This window comes from Paenibacillus silvestris (assembly GCF_009882985.1).
Taxonomy (GTDB): domain Bacteria; phylum Bacillota; class Bacilli; order Paenibacillales; family NBRC-103111; genus Paenibacillus_E; species Paenibacillus_E silvestris.
The window spans coordinates 600,297-617,394 of the sequence record NZ_WTUZ01000010.1 but is presented as its reverse complement, the minus strand read 5'-3'; the positions used below and the strand labels follow the sequence as shown (position 1 = coordinate 617,394).

The 17,098-nt window shown below is 46.0% G+C and carries 18 protein-coding genes; 15 read left to right on the top strand and 3 right to left on the bottom strand.

Going from position 1 to position 17,098, the window contains the following annotated elements; translation table 11 throughout:
• Nucleotides 1-113: 113 nt before the first annotated feature.
• The 5 genes from GQF01_RS06285 to gndA are packed head-to-tail and all read left to right on the top strand — an operon-like array spanning nucleotide 114 to nucleotide 6,230.
• Nucleotides 114-1,118 (top strand): LacI family DNA-binding transcriptional regulator, encoded by a 1,005-nt coding sequence (locus tag GQF01_RS06285; protein ID WP_161405962.1) that lies wholly within the window; start codon nucleotides 114-116, stop codon nucleotides 1,116-1,118.
• 19 nt (nucleotides 1,119-1,137) lie between these two features.
• Nucleotides 1,138-2,409 (top strand): nickel pincer cofactor-dependent isomerase, group 22, encoded by a 1,272-nt coding sequence (locus tag GQF01_RS06280; RefSeq protein WP_161405961.1) that lies wholly within the window; start codon nucleotides 1,138-1,140, stop codon nucleotides 2,407-2,409.
• The gene (gene gntK / locus GQF01_RS06275; RefSeq protein ID WP_161405960.1) at nucleotides 2,406-3,977 is read left to right on the top strand and encodes a gluconokinase; all 1,572 of its coding nucleotides are present in this window, start codon (nucleotides 2,406-2,408) and stop codon (nucleotides 3,975-3,977) included. The genes GQF01_RS06280 and gntK overlap by 4 nt, the downstream gene beginning before the upstream one ends.
• 40 nt (nucleotides 3,978-4,017) lie before the next feature.
• A complete protein-coding gene (locus GQF01_RS06270; protein ID WP_161405959.1) occupies nucleotides 4,018-4,785 on the top strand; it encodes an SDR family oxidoreductase in 768 nt (255 codons plus the stop codon).
• A 32-nt stretch (nucleotides 4,786-4,817) separates the two neighbouring features.
• The gene (gene gndA / locus GQF01_RS06265) at nucleotides 4,818-6,230 is read left to right on the top strand and encodes an NADP-dependent phosphogluconate dehydrogenase (protein WP_161405958.1); all 1,413 of its coding nucleotides are present in this window, start codon (nucleotides 4,818-4,820) and stop codon (nucleotides 6,228-6,230) included.
• Between the two features lie 13 nt (nucleotides 6,231-6,243).
• Here gndA and GQF01_RS06260 read toward each other — a convergent pair whose 3' ends face one another.
• A complete protein-coding gene (locus GQF01_RS06260) occupies nucleotides 6,244-6,543 on the bottom strand; it encodes a hypothetical protein (RefSeq protein ID WP_145656767.1) in 300 nt (99 codons plus the stop codon).
• A 171-nt stretch (nucleotides 6,544-6,714) separates the two neighbouring features.
• Here GQF01_RS06260 and GQF01_RS06255 point away from each other — a divergent pair, with 171 nt between their 5' ends.
• Nucleotides 6,715-7,221 carry a shikimate kinase gene (locus GQF01_RS06255; RefSeq protein ID WP_161405957.1) on the top strand — a complete coding sequence of 169 codons (507 nt, stop codon included), beginning with the start codon at nucleotides 6,715-6,717 and terminating at the stop codon, nucleotides 7,219-7,221.
• A gap of 21 nt (nucleotides 7,222-7,242) precedes the next feature.
• On the opposite strand, the gene GQF01_RS06250 is transcribed toward GQF01_RS06255, so the two are convergent.
• A complete protein-coding gene (locus GQF01_RS06250; protein WP_145656764.1) occupies nucleotides 7,243-7,533 on the bottom strand; it encodes a rhodanese-like domain-containing protein in 291 nt (96 codons plus the stop codon).
• Nucleotides 7,534-7,640: 107 nt separating this feature from the next.
• Here GQF01_RS06250 and crcB (GQF01_RS06245) point away from each other — a divergent pair, with 107 nt between their 5' ends.
• From crcB (GQF01_RS06245) to GQF01_RS06225, 5 genes are read left to right on the top strand one after another with little or no spacing between them, the layout of a single operon-like run.
• A complete protein-coding gene (gene crcB, locus GQF01_RS06245; protein WP_161405956.1) occupies nucleotides 7,641-8,021 on the top strand; it encodes a fluoride efflux transporter CrcB in 381 nt (126 codons plus the stop codon).
• Nucleotides 8,018-8,377 carry a fluoride efflux transporter CrcB gene (gene crcB / locus GQF01_RS06240; RefSeq protein ID WP_161405955.1) on the top strand — a complete coding sequence of 120 codons (360 nt, stop codon included), beginning with the start codon at nucleotides 8,018-8,020 and terminating at the stop codon, nucleotides 8,375-8,377. The genes crcB (GQF01_RS06245) and crcB (GQF01_RS06240) overlap by 4 nt, the downstream gene beginning before the upstream one ends.
• A gap of 26 nt (nucleotides 8,378-8,403) precedes the next feature.
• Nucleotides 8,404-9,699 (top strand): 3-phosphoshikimate 1-carboxyvinyltransferase, encoded by a 1,296-nt coding sequence (gene aroA / locus GQF01_RS06235; RefSeq protein WP_161405954.1) that lies wholly within the window; start codon nucleotides 8,404-8,406, stop codon nucleotides 9,697-9,699.
• Nucleotides 9,700-9,733: 34 nt separating this feature from the next.
• Nucleotides 9,734-10,552, top strand: a complete 819-nt coding sequence (locus GQF01_RS06230) for a C39 family peptidase (protein ID WP_161405953.1) — start codon at nucleotides 9,734-9,736, stop codon at nucleotides 10,550-10,552.
• 12 nt (nucleotides 10,553-10,564) lie between these two features.
• Nucleotides 10,565-10,990 (top strand): CoA-binding protein, encoded by a 426-nt coding sequence (locus tag GQF01_RS06225; protein WP_145656761.1) that lies wholly within the window; start codon nucleotides 10,565-10,567, stop codon nucleotides 10,988-10,990.
• A 71-nt stretch (nucleotides 10,991-11,061) separates the two neighbouring features.
• Here the strand turns inward: GQF01_RS06225 and GQF01_RS06220 are convergent, their stop codons facing one another.
• Nucleotides 11,062-11,628, bottom strand: coding sequence for an FAD-dependent oxidoreductase (locus tag GQF01_RS06220; protein ID WP_161405952.1), 567 nt, complete (start codon nucleotides 11,626-11,628; stop codon nucleotides 11,062-11,064).
• Between the two features lie 216 nt (nucleotides 11,629-11,844).
• Here GQF01_RS06220 and GQF01_RS35875 point away from each other — a divergent pair, with 216 nt between their 5' ends.
• The 4 genes from GQF01_RS35875 to GQF01_RS06205 all read left to right on the top strand — a co-directional run bounded on the left by GQF01_RS35875 (nucleotide 11,845) and on the right by GQF01_RS06205 (nucleotide 17,067).
• Nucleotides 11,845-12,702 (top strand): hypothetical protein, encoded by an 858-nt coding sequence (locus GQF01_RS35875; RefSeq protein WP_202556097.1) that lies wholly within the window; start codon nucleotides 11,845-11,847, stop codon nucleotides 12,700-12,702.
• A gap of 195 nt (nucleotides 12,703-12,897) precedes the next feature.
• On the top strand, nucleotides 12,898-14,787 hold the full coding sequence (locus GQF01_RS06215) for a glucose PTS transporter subunit IIA (RefSeq protein WP_161405951.1): 1,890 nt from the start codon (nucleotides 12,898-12,900) through the stop codon (nucleotides 14,785-14,787).
• Complete coding sequence (gene ptsP, locus GQF01_RS06210) at nucleotides 14,784-16,523, top strand: phosphoenolpyruvate--protein phosphotransferase (RefSeq protein ID WP_161405950.1); 1,740 nt, start codon at nucleotides 14,784-14,786, stop codon at nucleotides 16,521-16,523. The genes GQF01_RS06215 and ptsP overlap by 4 nt, the downstream gene beginning before the upstream one ends.
• A 1-nt stretch (nucleotide 16,524) precedes the next feature.
• Nucleotides 16,525-17,067 (top strand): type 1 glutamine amidotransferase domain-containing protein, encoded by a 543-nt coding sequence (locus GQF01_RS06205; protein ID WP_161405949.1) that lies wholly within the window; start codon nucleotides 16,525-16,527, stop codon nucleotides 17,065-17,067.
• Nucleotides 17,068-17,098 lie beyond the last annotated feature (31 nt).

Below are 17,098 nucleotides of genomic sequence, written 5' to 3'. Positions count from 1 at the left end.
ATTTTTTGCTTAAACTAACAATAGACGGCTCCTTGGAAAGGGAGTTTTTTAGTTGAAAAAGACTATTGTTAACGTGTGCACGATTGTGATATGCTTCTGATAGAGGTGAAGGAATGAGCGTAACGATTAAGGATATAGCCAAGCTTGCGGGTGTGTCCCATACGACTGTTTCCAGGGCGCTTAATAATAGTCCGCTTATTCAAGAGGAAACGAAAGAACGTATTCGCCTCATAGCCGAGCAACTAGATTATACACCCAATTACAGTGCAAAGAGTTTAGTGCTTGATCGGTCGTATAATTTGGGACTGTTCTTTACCACACTGAGTCAAGGAACTTCAGCAGGCTTCTTCTATGAGGCCATTCGCGGCGTCAACTCGGTCATTCAGGACCGGTACCAACTGATTGTCAAGGGGATTGATGATTATTCGAGCTTTCAATCCATTACCCGCAAAAGCTTTGACGGGATCATCATTGTCTCTCAAAGTGATGACGACCAGTCCATTATTGAACATATCGCAAGTAAAGGGATCCCGCTTGTCGTTCTCAATCGGCCAGTCTCTACGGCTGGCGTGCTGAATATCCTGTCTGACGAAGAGCAGGGCGCCTTCCTGGCTTGTTCCTATTTAATCGAACAAGGCCACACGCGCATCGCGTTGATTGAAGGTCGTAAAGGTTTTAAATCCGCCCAAAATCGGAAAGACGGCTTCGAAAGAGCCATGAAGCATTACGGAATAAGCACTCCGCCTATTTACAGAGTGCCAGGCCTCTATGATCTCGAAAGTGGTCATAAAGCTATGCAGCAATTTCTTGCTTTGGAAGAGCGGCCAACCGCTGTTTTTAGCTGTAATGATGAGATGGCGCTAGGCGCAATGAAAGCGATATCGGAAGCCGGCATGCAGGTGCCAGCGGACATTTCCGTGGTTGGGTTCGATGATACAGTGTTTGCTGCCTACGTCACGCCTGCCCTAACAACTGTCCGTCGGCCAATTGAACAAATTAGTAAAGAAGGGGCTGTACGGCTCCTAGGTAATATTGAAAATAAGCAGCACGAGACAGAGCAGGTGCTTTTGAAGACAGAGCTCGTCGTGCGGGAGTCCGTAAAGAAGCTGTCCACATAAAGAAAGAGGGGAATACGCGATGAGCATATTAAGAGAACTGTTAAATGATATTCCGATCCCGCAAGTAGTCAAAATTCGTCAGAAGTTCGACCGCACGATTCTGGAAAATCCAGAGCAAGAGCTTGCAGAGAAACTTGCAAGCAGCGGAGTTATGGAGACTATTCTTCCAGGTCAGCAAGTTGCTGTAGCCGTAGGGAGCAGAGGGATTGCGAACATCGCTGGATTTACCAAAACGACGATTGATGCCATTAAGGCCAAAGGCGCGTTCCCGTTCATCGTGCCTTGCATGGGCAGCCATGGCGGAGCAACGGCAGAAGGACAAACAGATGTGCTGCTGCACTTCGGCATCACGGAAGCGTCGATGGGCGCTCCGATTCGATCCTCTATGGAAGTCGTGAAAATTGATGAACTTCCCAACGGTTTACCGGTTTATGTAGATCGCATCGCCTCGGAAGCGGATGCAATCGTCGTAATTAACCGCGTGAAGCCGCATACAGCGTTCCGAGGACGCATTGAGAGCGGCATCATGAAGATGATCGCGATCGGGTTAGGGAAGCAAAAAGGCGCTGAAGCCTGCCATCAGCTTGGCTTTAAGTATATGGCGGAGAATGTGCCGGCCATGGCTAATCTGATGATTCAAAAGCTGCCAATCGTATTCGGTGTTGCTCTCGTTGAGAATGCGTATGACGAAACTTGCCGTATAGAAGTGCTTCCTGCCGCTGAAATCGAAGAGCGCGAAGAACAGCTGTTGATTGAAGCGAAGGCGCGACTTCCGAAGATCTTGTTCGATGAGATTGATGTGCTAGTCATTGATTATATCGGCAAAAATATTAGCGGCGACGGCATGGATCCTAACGTAACAGGCCGCTACCCGACGCCTTATGCGCATGGTGGCCCGGATGTTGCGAAAATGGTTGTTTTGGATTTGACACCAGAAACAAAAGGAAATGCAAACGGGGTAGGAACGGCCGATTTCACGACTCAACGCTTAGTTGATCAAACAAACCTGGAGTTTACGTATGCTAACGGACTAACCTCCACCGTATGTGCGCCAACGAAGATCGCAACAACGCTGGAGAATGATTTCTATGCTATCAAAGCTGCCGTAAAAACTTGCAACATTCTAGATTACACGAAGTGTAAGCTGGTTCGAATCCAAGATACGCTTCATCTTGGCGAAATCGAAATTTCCGTGAATTTGCTCGACGCCGCGCGTGTGCATCCGGATATTGAGATTTTAACGGAGCCATATGAGCTTTCATTTAACGCAGAGGGGAATATTAGCAAATGACAGACCAATTAAGTACCCTCAAGCCTTACATCATCGCGGCTGATATTGGTACGACAAGTACCAAAACGTTAGTTATTTCACGCGATGGGAAAGTTCTTGGGTCTCACTCCATTGAATATCCTCTGTTTACACCGGCTGCTGATCGCGCCGAGCAAGACCCGGACCAAATTTTTGATGCTGTTGTGCAAGGGATTGGCGAAGTTGTTCGTAAGGTAGGCGTCAAGCCTGAGCAAGTGCTTTGCGTCTCCTTCAGTTCAGCTATGCATAGTCTCATTGCTGTTGATAAAAACACGATGCCGCTGACCGCTTGTATTACCTGGGCTGACAATCGCAGTGCCATGTATGCGGCTGAATTAAAGCGCAGCGGTCTAGGGCAGCAGATTTATTCGCGAACAGGCACGCCAATCCATCCTATGTCTCCACTGCTTAAGCTAATGTGGTTCCGAGATAATGAACCAGGGCTGATGAAAGAGACGTACAAGTTCATTGGCATCAAAGAATATGTCTTCGCGAAGCTTTTTGACCGTTATGTCATTGATCATTCCCTTGCCAGTGCGACAGGATTATTCAATCTGGAGAATTTGGATTGGGATGCGGAAGCGCTAGGCCAAGCTGGGGTTACACCGGATCAGCTTTCAGAGTTAGTGCCAACAACCTACCGCGTTGAGGGGCTTAGTGCTGCTTACGCTTCTGCGATGGGACTAGCCAAGGACACGCCGTTTATTGTCGGAGCCTCCGACGGTGTCTTGGCCAATCTGGGCGTTGGCGCTTTTGAGCCTGGCGTTGTTGCTGTCACCATTGGAACCAGCGGCGCCGTGCGCAGTGTAGTGACGAAGCCGCAGACAGACCCGGAAGGCAAGCTGTTCTGCTATGCGCTAACTGAAAAGTTCTGGGTCGTTGGCGGACCGATCAATAATGGCGGCATTGTTTTCCGCTGGGTAAGAGACCAGATTGCTACTGCCGAGGCTGAAGAGGCGCGCCGTCAAGGGATCGATCCTTATGATTACCTGACCGAGCTGGCTTCTCAAGTGAAAGCGGGATCTGATGGGCTGTTATTCCTGCCGCTGCTTTCAGGCGAGCGCGCGCCGTACTGGAATGCGAATGCGCGCGGCGTTTATTTCGGGCTTTCACTTAGCCATGAGAAGAAACATATGATTCGCGCTGCTCTGGAAGGCGTCATGTTCTCCATTCAAGCTGTCGCAACATCGCTTGAGCGGATTATGGGGCCAGCTGAGGTCATTCGAGCTTCAGGCGGTTTCGCTAGATCCGAATTTTGGCGCCAGATGATGACGGACATGCTCGGCACTTCCGTTACGGTGCCAGATTCCATCGAAAGCTCTGGAATTGGGGCTGCACTGCTTGGTTTACTTGCTATGGGCGAAATCGATGATTTGGCTCATGCGCACAATTGGATTCAGGTTGGAACGGCTCACGAGGTGAATGAAAGCAATTATCGCGTATATCAACAATTGACATCTATTTATACAAGCGTATATCATCAGTTAAAAGATCAATTCGACGCGATAACCGCCTTTCAAGGTCAGCACCTTCGGAGCCCTCAATCATAAATAGCTTAAGCAAGCATAATGCTAGAGGGGATGAAGACAAATGAATTTATTCGATCTTTCAGGGAAAACAGCAGTAATTATTGGCGGTAACAGTACACTTGGAGGTTCAATGGCGATTGCTTTGGCCGGTCATGGCGCGAAAGTAGCCATTGTCGGACGTAATCAAGAGAAGAGCGATCAAGTTCGTCAAGAGATCGAAGCGATCGGCGGCGAAGCTCAAACTTTCCAAGCAGATGCAACGAAACGTGAAGATTTGGAGCTTGTGCTTAAGGAAGTTATCGCTTGGTCTGGCCGTGCAGACATTTTAATGAACTGCCCAGGGAAAAATAGTGCTACGCCTTTCTTTGACATTTCCATGGAAGAATGGGATTCTATTATGGAGGTAAATTTGAAAAGCGTCGTGCTAGCTTGCCAGGTGTTTGGGAAATATATGATTGATCGTGGCGAAGGCGGAAGCATCATCAATATTTCGTCTGTATCGTCTGATCCGCCTCTATCACGTGTATTCACTTACTCCGCTTCTAAAGCAGCTGTTAATAATATCACGCAGAACATGGCGCGTGAATTCGCTCCGAGCCGTGTGCGTGTGAATGCGATCATTCCTGGTTTTTTCCCAGCTGAGCAGAATCGTAAGATTTTGTCGCCTGAGCGTATCGAGTCCATTATGCGTCATACGCCAATGAACCGATTCGGTGAGGCATCTGAGCTACAGGGTGCTGCTGTGTTCCTTGCTTCTGAACAAGCTTCCAGCTTTGTTACAGGCTCTGTTTTAAGAGTAGACGGCGGTTTTGGCGCGATGACGATTTAAATATTTATATATCGGAAGGGTGTATGAGAGACGTGTCTAAACAACAAATTGGTGTAGTTGGATTAGCGGTAATGGGGAAAAACTTAGCGTTAAACATCGAGAGCAGAGGTTTCACTGTATCCGTATTTAACCGTTCTGCCGAAAAAACAAAAGAGCTTCTTGAAGAAGCAGCAGGCAAACAACTAGTTGGTACATACACGGTAGAAGAATTCGTACAATCTTTGGAAGTTCCGCGCAAAATTTTGATCATGGTCAAAGCAGGCGGTCCAACAGACGATACGATCAACCAATTGCTGCCGCACCTTGAAAAAGGTGATATCCTGATCGACGGAGGCAATGCATTCTTCCCTGATACGCAGCGTCGTAACAAAGAACTTGAAGCACATGGTATTCGTTTTGTTGGTACAGGTGTTTCCGGCGGCGAAGAAGGCGCGCTTAAAGGTCCATCGATTATGCCAGGCGGTCAAGAATCCGCTTATAAATTGGTTGAGCCTATCCTTACAGCCATTTCTGCCAAAGTTGGCGACGATGCTTGCTGTACGTATATCGGACCAGACGGTGCTGGACACTATGTAAAAATGGTGCATAACGGTATCGAGTATGGCGACATGCAATTGATCTGTGAAGCTTACCAACTCTTGAAAGATGTCTTGAATGTAAGCACAGAAGAGCTTCATGAGATCTTCACAGAGTGGAACAATGGCGAACTTGACAGCTACCTGATCGAAATTACACGTGATATCTTCACGAAATACGACCCTGAAACTGGCAAACCAATGGTTGACGTTATCCTGGATTCCGCTGGTCAAAAAGGAACAGGAAAATGGACCAGTCAGAGTTCTCTGGACCTTGGCGTGCCGCTTTCCATCATTACGGAATCCGTATTCGCCCGTTTCATCTCTGCGATGAAGGAAGAACGCGTAGCGGCTAGCAAAGTACTCAAAGGACCTGATGCTCCAGCTTACACAGGCGATCGCAAAGCATTTATTGAAGCTGTGCGTCAAGCGCTATACGCAAGTAAAATTTGCTCCTACGCGCAAGGTTTTGCTCAAATGAGAGCAGCTTCTGATGAATATAAATGGGATCTGAAATATGGCAACATCGCAATGATCTTCCGCGGCGGCTGCATTATTCGCGCTAGATTCCTTCAAAATATTAAGGATGCGTATGACCGCGATCCGGGACTGAAAAACCTTCTGTTGGATACTTACTTCACAGATGTGGTTGAAAACTATCAACAATCATGGAGACAAGTTGTTGCAGAAGCTGTAACTCGCGGTATCGCGGTTCCTTCTTTCGCATCGGCACTTGCTTACTACGATAGCTACCGTACAGAAAGATTGCCGGCTAACTTGCTGCAAGCGCAGCGTGACTATTTCGGCGCTCACACGTTCCAACGTGTGGACAAAGAAGGTTCCTTCCACTTCAACTGGATGGAAAACTAAGAGGGCAGGGGCGTTACGCCTCTCCCTGCAAACCGTAAGCCGCTTCGCGCAGCCACATTTTCAGACGATCGGCTTCTTGATCGAAGCCGTTCCTTCTGTGAATGAGCATCAAGGAGACTTCGGCAAAATAACGGAAATTTTTTAACAATCGTGGTTGAGCAAGACCTTGCATGCGAGGGTCTTCTTCAGCCACTTTTTTCTTAATAAACTCCAATATCCAAACAACATCCTCTTTGCACAAAACATAGCTCGGGTGTAAGATTTGCTCCAGTTTGCCTTGCGTGTGGTTGGAATAGGCAACAGTTGGGTTCAAAACTTCATCTCTCCTTGTCGGCAGTAGGTTTCTCTTAAAATCTTAACTGTTTGTGTTGGAATTTATTCACACTACTATATGATTTTCAATTGGATTGTATTCATGGCTATTCGGCTATGGTATGATGTTGGGAAAGTTTGTATGAACAGCATATGAGAAAAGGGGATCAACGTGACTACAAGCAATCTTGTAATTGTAGGTTTCATGGGGACAGGCAAATCAACCGTCGGGAAGCTGCTCGCTGAGCGTCTGGGATGGAAGTTTCAAGACTCAGATGCCGTGCTTGAAGAAGCGCAGCAGACGAGCATTGCTGATTTGTTTCGTCAACATGGGGAAGCGCATTTTCGTTCATTGGAGAGTAAAACTCTTGAAAGTTTATTGGCTCATCGTGGGCAAATTGTGGCAACAGGCGGGGGCGCTGTGTTAGCTGAGGAGAATAGAGCGTGCATGCTGCGTAATGGCTTTGTCGTGGCGCTGACAGCTTCACCTGAGGCCATCATTCATCGCGTAAGCACCGATATAAGTCGCCCTTTGTTGCAGGGGAACCTGGAAGAACGCGTTCACACCCTGCTTGAACAGAGGAAATCGGCGTATGATTTCGCGCATACTGTGATTGATACAACGGAGCTAACAACGGACCAAATTGTAGATTTAATTATTCGGCAAGCTAATCTTTAAGAGGAGGGACAAGCTTTGAGCTTAGTCCTCCCACTCCAACATACCGCCAGTCATGTTCTTAAGACCTTTATAGCCTTGTGCTTCCAAAAAGCCAAGTGCTCGTCCGCTGCGATTGCCGCTGCGGCAAACTAGAATCACTTCGTCCGCCTGCGGGATTTCGCTTAATCGCTCCGGCAGTTGGCCTAACGGAATATGAATGGCACCTGCAATCATGCCTTCAGCCACTTCTTCGTCTTCCCGAACATCGATGATTGCCAACTTCTCGCCACGGCTTAATCTATCTTTGACGGCGGATGGTAAAATCGTATCCATCGTAGTACCTCCTTATTTTGAAATGCGGGGTAGAATCCCCATCACAAGTAATGATAGAAACATTAAGACAAGATGTCAAACCTCGGGCATCACCGGGAGTTGTTAACATGTTAACTATAGGTTTAGCTGGTATTCTTGGAGCACTTGCGCGCTTTGGACTCTCCACGTTATGGAACCCGACAACCGCGACACTTTTTCCTTGGGGTACTTTTATCTGTAATTTACTTGGTTGTGTATTGCTTGGTTTTATTACCTATACAGACAGGCTTCCGATACCTGTGAAACTTCAGCTGCCAATTACGACGGGGTTCATTGGCTCTTTTACTACATTCTCTACGTTTAGCTATGAGACGGTACATATGTTTCACCAAGGACATCCGTTCCTCGCTCTTATTTATGTGCTTGGCAGTTTGTGGGGAGGACTTGCCTTTACTTGGTTGGGTGTCCGATTCGCATTGCGTTCTCATAGGGGGGAGCAACTTTCATGAGTACTTGGTTATGGCCGATATGCTTAGTAAGCATTGGTGGATTTTTGGGGGCAATCAGCCGATATGGACTTGGCACGTACATGGCGAGAAGGTTCCCAAGTGCTATTCCGTATGGTACACTGACAATAAATCTTCTGGGCTGTTTTTTAATAGGAATTCTTATGAGATACCATGCGTTTGACGATTGGAAGCTATTGATTGGGACAGGTTTTATGGGAGCTTTCACTACATTTTCTACGATGAATTTGGAAAGCGTTAAGCAGCTCCGCACAGGGCTATGGAAAGCTTGGATGATCTATACAATGCTCAGTTATACCGGTGGAATTCTATTAACATTCATCGGATATTACATATAAACACATGCGAAGGAGATATTAACCACATGAAAGCCATTGTGAAACCTACTGCAAACCTACAAGGAGAAATTAACGCGCTTTCCTCCAAAAACTACACAACTCGCTATTTGCTAATCGGTGCACTTGCGAATGGAACAAGCACGATTTATTACCCAGCACATAGTGAAGATAGTGATGCTATGAGACGCTGTGTACAAGATTTAGGTGCTGTCATTGAAGAAGATGATGAAAAAATCGTCATTACAGGCTTCGGTAATAATCCTAAACACGTGTCTGAGCTAAACGTAGGAAACGCTGGAGCTGTTCTGCGCTTTTTGATGTCTACAGCAGCATTTTGCCCGGATGTAACATTCGTTAACACGTACCCTGAATCATTAGGTAAGCGTCCGCATGATGATTTAATCGAAACTTTGCAACAAATGGGTGTTGAAGTACAACATTCTAACGGTCGTTTGCCGATAACTATTAAAGGGGGCAAACCTCGTGGCGGGAAACTTACGGTTTCCGGCAATGTCAGCTCGCAGTTCCTAAGCTCTCTCTTATTCATGACACCTCTGCTTGAAGAGGACAGCGAGATTGAAGTGCTTCATGATTTGAAATCCAAAATTATTGTGGGCCAAACGCTCGAAGTGCTTGAACAAGCTGGCATTGTTGTTCATGCAAGCGAAGATTTGATGCACTACCGGATTCCTGGTGGACAATCTTATCAAGCCAAAGAGTATGTCATTCAAGGGGATTATCCTGGTTCTGCGGCCATTCTGGCAGCTGCGGCAGTTACGAACTCCGATGTGCGAGTTCTTCGTCTAGAAGAAAATAGCAAGCAAGGCGAGAAAGCTTGTGTCGATGTATTACGTGCTATGGGTGTTAATTTAACGCATGATAACGGTGTTGTGCATGTTCGCGGCAACCAAAAATTGATCGCAGGGGAGTTTGACGGCGATCACTTCACAGACGCTGTATTAGCGATGGTTGCGGCAGCTGTTTTTGCTGAAGGGACTTCTCGTTTCTACAATGTCGAAAATTTACGTTACAAAGAGTGCGACCGAATCACTGATTACTTGAACGAGTTGCGTAAAGCAGGCGCTGACGTGGAAGAACGTCAAAGTGAAATTATCGTCCACGGCAAGCCGGAAGGAGTTACTGGCGGTGTCGAGATCAATGCTCACTTCGACCATCGCGTCATTATGGCTTTAACCGTCGTTGGTCTTCGTTCCGAGAAGGGCTTGACTATTCGTGATGCTCATCACGTGGCCAAATCTTATCCGCAATATTTTGACCATTTGCGTTCTATCGGTGCTCAGGTTGAACTTGTGAAGGAGTAATTTCATTCCATAAACAAGGATCGGGTGAGTCAGCATGAGGATTATTTGGCAGGGGCTAAAGGTGACGTTTGGATTATTCCTCGTTGCAGGACTTGTGTTTGCCAGCAGTGTTTTTGCTGTATTGCTATATGCCAAAGCTACGGGGAAAGAGCCGGCCTTATTTGCTGCTAGCCCTATTGTGCCTATGGCTAAGCCAGCCGCACCTGTTCAAGCAGTGGAGGTTTCTTCGCCACAACCAACGGTCCAGACAAAAAAATCAGCAATGATTGATGCGCCTGTTTTTGCTCAACTGCCTGAACTGCCTGCAGGTTGCGAAATAACGAGTTTAACGATGCTGCTGCATTACTATGGAATTACCAAAAGCAAGATGGAACTTGCTGCCGAGATGCCAAAAGATAATACACCTATTAAGCTTAATGCGGACGGATCACCTGCTTATTGGGGAAATCCGAACATAGGCTTTGTAGGTGATGTTACCCGGAAGCAAAGGGGATTTGGTATTTACCATGCCGGTCTTTTCCCGCAGCTAAAGTCCTACATCCCTGAAGCCATCGATATTACAGGTGAGTCCTTCGAGCTATTTGAACAGCAGGTGGCAAGTGGGTATCCAGTCATTACATGGACGACAATCGATTATAATATTCCCTATAAATGGGTGACTTGGGACACTCCGATAGGACCTCTTCAAACGACTTATGCAGAGCACGCTGTATTATTGGTCGGGTTCGATGAGAATAATGTATACTTGAATGATCCATTAAGCGGTAAGAAACAGCTGCAAGTGAACAAAGCGCAGTTTATCGATAGTTGGACCGCTATGGGGAAGCAAGGCCTTACTTACTTGAAAAAATAGGAGGTACTACTGATGACTTTTGAAAATCCGTCCAGAGAGCACATTAAGGAGATTCTTGCGAATGCAGGTAACATTGCGGTCGTAGGTTTATCCGATAAACCTGATCGCACGTCTCATATGGTCGCTGCTGCCATGCAGAGCAGAGGATATCGGATCATTCCAGTTAATCCGAATGCAACGGAAATTTTGGGTGAGAAATGCTACGCTTCTTTATCCGATATTCCGGAGCCAGTAGATATTGTCAATGTATTCCGCCGGGCAGATCAAGTCGTTCCTGTTGCGGAGGAAGCCGTGAAAATCAAAGCTAAGGTCTTTTGGCTACAGCTTGAAATCGTGAATGAAGAAGCAGCCCGTATCGCAAGTGAGGCTGGCTTAGAAGTCATTATGGATCGTTGTATTAAAGTTGAGGATGCAATTCTTAATCCACGAAACAACTAATTTCAAACTCAAAAAAACCGCTTTTCTCAGACCGTTATGGTGAGAGAAAAGCGGTTTATTTACGTTACAGCTTACGCTTTTAAAACATCGTGATCGACGTAACGAGCTCCATTCAATTCACTGATCACATTAATAGCCACTTTGGCGCCATCTCCGGAAGTAACAATGGTGTGCATGGAAACACCAGCAATTGTGCCAGCTGCCCATACACCTTTGAGGCTTGTGTTACCTTGTGCATCAGCATCGACAACGGTTTTGATACGAGGCTCTGTACCAGGCTTCGTTTGAATGCCTGAGACTTCTGCAAGGTCAACAGATAATCCAGTAGCAAGAATGACATACTTACCTTCATATGTACCATTTTCTGTTGTTACTTGAAAGCCCTCGCCAGCTTGACTTAATTGAGTAGCTTTTCCTTGTACGAATTCAGCGCCGAATTTAGTCGCTTGTTTCTTCCCGATTTCAACTAGATCAGGACCTGTAATGCCATCTACACCATAATGATTTTCAATCCATGCGCGTTTTGTCACGCTTTGGTCACTGTCGATAACTAGTGTTGATTTGCCAGCCTTAGCTGAGAATAAGGCTGCACTTGCTCCAGCAGGTCCTGCTCCAATAATAATAATGTCATAGGCCATGTCCGTATTCCTCCTTGTAAAGAGTATGGGGTACTAAGAAATTATGGCATATTAATTTCCTGTTAGTCAACTTATGTGTTTAGAAAGTATGTTATCTCATTTCAAACCATTCCTCGGCTCACAAAATAAAAATAAATAAAATACGGTGGAGCGGAGAGAATAAAAGAGGCTCCAAAAAGGTGACCAAAAACTAGAAATTTGAAGGAGGATTTACACATGTATAACAACTTCAACAATAACAACAACAACAACAACGGTACATCATCATTCGGAAACTCTTCTCAAGGTATCCAAGGTGTACAAGCTTCCCACAGTAATCAAGCAGCACAAGGTTATCAGAGCAACACAAACACGTCCCAATATCAAGGTTACCAAAAGCAGTATCAACCAGTAGGTTATGTACAGTCATTCTATTCTCAACCGGTTTCTAGCAGTGCTGCTCAAGGTTATAGTCAAAACAACACTCATAACCAAGGCTACAATCAAGGTCATGCTGCTACAGAATCTTTCCATATGGCGAACTACCGGGAGAACCAATCTGGCAATAACAATCATTTGCGCAGCGATTCTTCCATAACATCGCACTATCAACCATCCAGCTTTCAAAACGCTTATTCTACCTATAACAGGACGAATAACCAAAGCAATACAATCACCTCTAACTACTCTCAACCGTCAACCCATTCCTACAGTCAGCCAGCGGTTACGAGTCAATACACTAACTCTTCGCAAATGAACCAACAGCCTAATGCTCAAAGCTATGTTTCGCCTAACGCCTACCATACGGCTAATTATCGCGGAAACCAGCCAGGTCACGATGCTTATCTGCGTAGTGATTCGTCTGTGTCTTCTACACAATCCTACCAGCCCAGCTACACATCTCAACAAAGCACACAACAAGGCTTTCAGCAGCAAGGCTATCAACTACAAGGACAACAAGGACAACAAGGACAACAAGGACAACAAGGTCAGTCAGGTTATCAAAGCTACCAACAACAAAACACACAACCATATAACCAAACTTTCAGCAGCACTGGCATGGGACAGCAATACGGAAATAATTTCTCTAACTAATTGCCTTACGCATATTAACATTCATAAGCGGGTCGATCCTCGACCTGCTTATTTTGTTTTGACAAACAGGCAAACAAGCTATACGATTTGATAAGAGAGGTTTATGCTCACCATGTAAGTTTTTTGGAGAACACTAGGCTTTGGCTTACGATGTTGGTTTTGTTTAAAGCAAAACTTTTAGGAGGTAGCATACGTTTGAACTGGATGGGGAACTTACAACAGCTTGGCCGATCATTAATGCTGCCCACCATTGCGCTTCCTATTGCTGCTGTGCTGCTTAGTCTGGGGAATCTACCTTGGGATGGGATTCATGCATCCGGCTTTGGGGATATGCTGCTGTTAGCGGGGAATACAGTCTTTGACTATATACCCATCATATTCGCTGTTGGCGTGGCGCTTGGTCTAACAGAAAGTGCCGGAATTGCCGGACTGTCTGCCATGCTGGGCTATTTTATGTTTACGAGGCTCATCGAACATTCACTTGGATCCCATTTTCAGTTGGGTGTACCAGGCGGGATCTTAATCGGCTTGCTTGCAGCTATTATTTATCATCGCTGTAAAGAGATCAAGCTACCTGAATACATACAATTTTTCGGTGGTCCTCGGATGGTGCCCCTCATCATGGGGATGTGCACGCTCATTGTGTCCTATGTCATGATTGTGATAGGACCATTTTTGGAAGATGGGATGGGCAAGCTTTCGAATTGGCTGCTTGGTCTTGGAGGGTTTGGTGCATTTGTTTACGGGATCGCACATCGATTGTTAGTACCGTCAGGATTGCACCATATTTTGAATAACTTTTTTTGGTTTCAAGTGGGCGCTTACAAAACGCCATCGGGCCAAATGGCTTACGGGGATTTACCGCGTTATTTCGCCGGTGATCCTACGGCTGGCATGTACATGGCCGGCCTATACCCGATCATGATGTTCGCTCTTCCTGCCATTGCATTTGCCATCATTGGGGAAGCACGTGAGGATTTGAAGCCGAAGATTAAGGCGACATTTCTGACAGCGGCGCTAGCCTCTTTTTTGACAGGCGTCACGGAGCCAATCGAGTTTGCTTTTCTATTTGTTGCACCTTATTTGTTCATTATTCACGCTATTTTATCCGGCGTGGCCATGTGGTTGGCTTATGAGCTGCATATTCAACATGGTTTTTCATACTCAGCAGGAGCCATAGACTACGTTATTAATTTGCATTTATCGCATAATGGCTTGCTTCTAATCCCGATTGGGATTGTGTATGGACTGGTATATTACTTCATGTTTCGCTGGGCGATTAGAAGGTTCCAGATCCCGACGCCAGGCAGGGAAGAAGGTTCTTCACTCGAAGAGTGGGCAGGCGATATTCCGTATCGCTCACCATTAATTTTGCAAGCCCTAGGTGGGAAAGACAATATTAAGAAGATTGAAGCCTGCATTACCAGATTGCGCCTTACGCTTGTTAATGATCGATTGATTGACATCACGGCATTACGACACTTAGGAGCTGCAGGCGTCATCCGTCTTGGAGGAGGCAATGTTCAGGTCGTGTTCGGGACATTCTCAGAGCTAATTCGTGAAGAAATTATGAAAGTACTGCGCAAAGACATCCATGTGGTACTGTTTACTTCGCCGATGCAAGGGCGCATGATCCCAATTGAGGACGTGCCTGACCGCATATTTGCCTCGCGCTTGGTGGGGAACGGCGTTGCTTTCATCCCTGAAAAAGGAGAGCTGGTCTCGCCTGTTGCAGGTACCATTATGCATATTTATCCGACCATGCATGCTCTTGGCATTTTGACGGATGAAGGATTAGAGGTCTTGCTCCACATTGGTATTGATACGTCAAGTTTGCCGGGGAAATGCTTTAATGCCGTGGTAAAAGAAGGCGATCGTGTAGAACCAGGTCAGCTTCTAGTTAAATTTAATTATAATAAAGTTAAAAAGTTTGCTTCATCTTTGGCGACACCGATGATTATTACAAATCCGGATCTTGTTAAGTCTTGGAGCTTTGCTCCGTTCAAAGCTGTAAAAAAAGGCCAAGGTTCTGTGATGTCCGTCGTCTTAAAGCCTACTAAATCTACGGGGGGGATGAACGGATGATCAGAGGGATAGGCGCGTCTTCAGGCATAGCAATGGGTCAGGCTTTTGTCATTCCTACGTGGGAGTGGGATTTTCCTGAGAAAATGATCGATGTGACAGATTTGGCTTATGAATTTGAGCGATTGTATGATGGCATCCGCTCTTCTAAAGATGAATTAGAGTTAATTAAGCAGGAAATCAAGGAAGTTGTCGGGCAAGATCAGGCGTATATTTTTGATGCCCATTTGGCGATTCTGGAAGATCCCATTTTTATGAATGAAATTCAGGGGATTATTGAGCTCCAGTACAAAGCCGCCGAAGTTGCGGTGAAAGAAGTTATCGATAAATTTGTCGGAATGTTCAATATGATCGACGATGAGTACATGAAGGAGCGGGCGCTTGATATCAAAGATGTGGGGAACAGGCTTCTGAAGCATTTGCTTGGGGATACCAGCTCAACGGTTCCGCCTATTGATCATCCTTATATTTTGGTCGCAAAAGAGCTTACACCTTCGCAACTGGCCCATCTAGATCCGACTAAAGTGCTAGGGCTTCTAACCATTCTAGGAGGCACGCATTCGCATGTATCCATTATGGCGAGAGCTATGTCTGTTCCGTATGTTTTAGGCTTGGAAGGGAAGCTTCTACGCCCGATTCAAAACGGTGATTTCTTGATCATTGATGGTCAAGAAGGCACCTTGTATATCAATCCAGATAAGCTCACGATTGAGCGTTACCAAGCTCGCAAAAAGAATTGGCTCGAATTCAAAGAGAGTTTACAGGAAATCGCAGATGTTGCGCCTGTCACTGTGGACAACAGCTACGTGAATCTGCATGCTAACATCAACTCGGTCATGGAGATCGATCAGGTTTTGCGCAACGGGGCTTCTGGGGTAGGTTTGTTCCGTACGGAGTACTTATATATGGACCGCGATTCGCTGCCTGGCGAAGATGAACAGTTCGAAGTGTATCTTCATGCTGCCAAGCAATTAAAAGGTCGTCCTATTGTCATCCGAACTCTGGATATTGGTGGGGACAAAAAGCTCGATTACATGCCGCTTCCCAAAGAAGATAATCCGTTCCTTGGATACAGGGCCATTCGGATCTCGCTGGATCGTAAAGATCTTTTTATGACACAGCTAAAAGCTATTCTTAGGGCAAGTCATTACGGGAACGTGAAAATCATGTATCCAATGGTCACTTCACTGGGTGAGGTGCGTCAAGCCAAGGCCCTTCTGGAGAAGGCGAAAGCTGAACTCAGTGCCCAAGGGGTTCCTTACAATGCCAAAATTGAAGTTGGTTTAACCATTGAAGTACCTGCTGCAGCTCTTATTGCAGACGTGCTGGCCAGTGAAGTTAATTTTATGAGTATCGGAACCAACGACCTTGTTCAATATGTGCTTGCTGTAGACAGGATGAACGAAAATATTGCGCACTTATATAATCCTTATCATCCGGCTGTAATCAGACTGCTTAAACATGTTATTGATGCTGGCAAAAGTGTGGGCATCCCTGTTGGCGTCTGCGGTGAAATGGCGGGGGACGTCCGCGCACTTCCTATTTGGTTGGGACTCGGTATTGAAGAACTGAGCATATCAGTACAAACTCTTTTACAAGTCAAACACCGTTTATTAAGCAGTGACGCTAAGAAATGCAAGGAATTGGTAAGTGAAATTTTAGTTTGCAAAACAAGCGATGAAATTATTGAGCTGCTAGCGCAAACCGAACAAACAGAATCCATTGTAGGAGGTAGTTAACATGGAATTGAAGGGTACGAAAGTATTGGCATTTGTTGATGAAGAGTTTGAAGATTTGGAGATGTGGTATCCCGTTTTGCGTTTGCGTGAGGCTGGTGTTGTCGTAGATATCGTCGGGCCAAAAGCGAAAACTGTATATCATGGTAAATATGGTGTGCCGATTACAACAGATTATGCTTTTGATGAAGTGCAGTCCTCGGATTATATCGGTCTGTATGTGCCAGGAGGCTGGGCACCTGATAAATTGCGCCGTTATCCAGATGTGCTTCGCCTTACACAGGAGTTTCATGCCGCGGTGAAGCCGATTGCTCAAATTTGCCATGCCGGCTGGGTGCTTATCTCAGCGAAAATCGTAAATGGCTACACAATGACCTCAACGCCAGGCATTCGAGATGACCTCGAAAATGCAGGAGCAACATGGGTTGATGAAGAAGTAGTGGTTGACCGTAATATCATTTCAGGGCGTCGTCCGCCAGATCTACCGGCATTTTCCAAGCGTTTTGTGGACGAGCTCGTGCAATATCATAACCATCAGGAAAAGTAACAGGACGCTTCCATTCGTGGCAAAAACTACT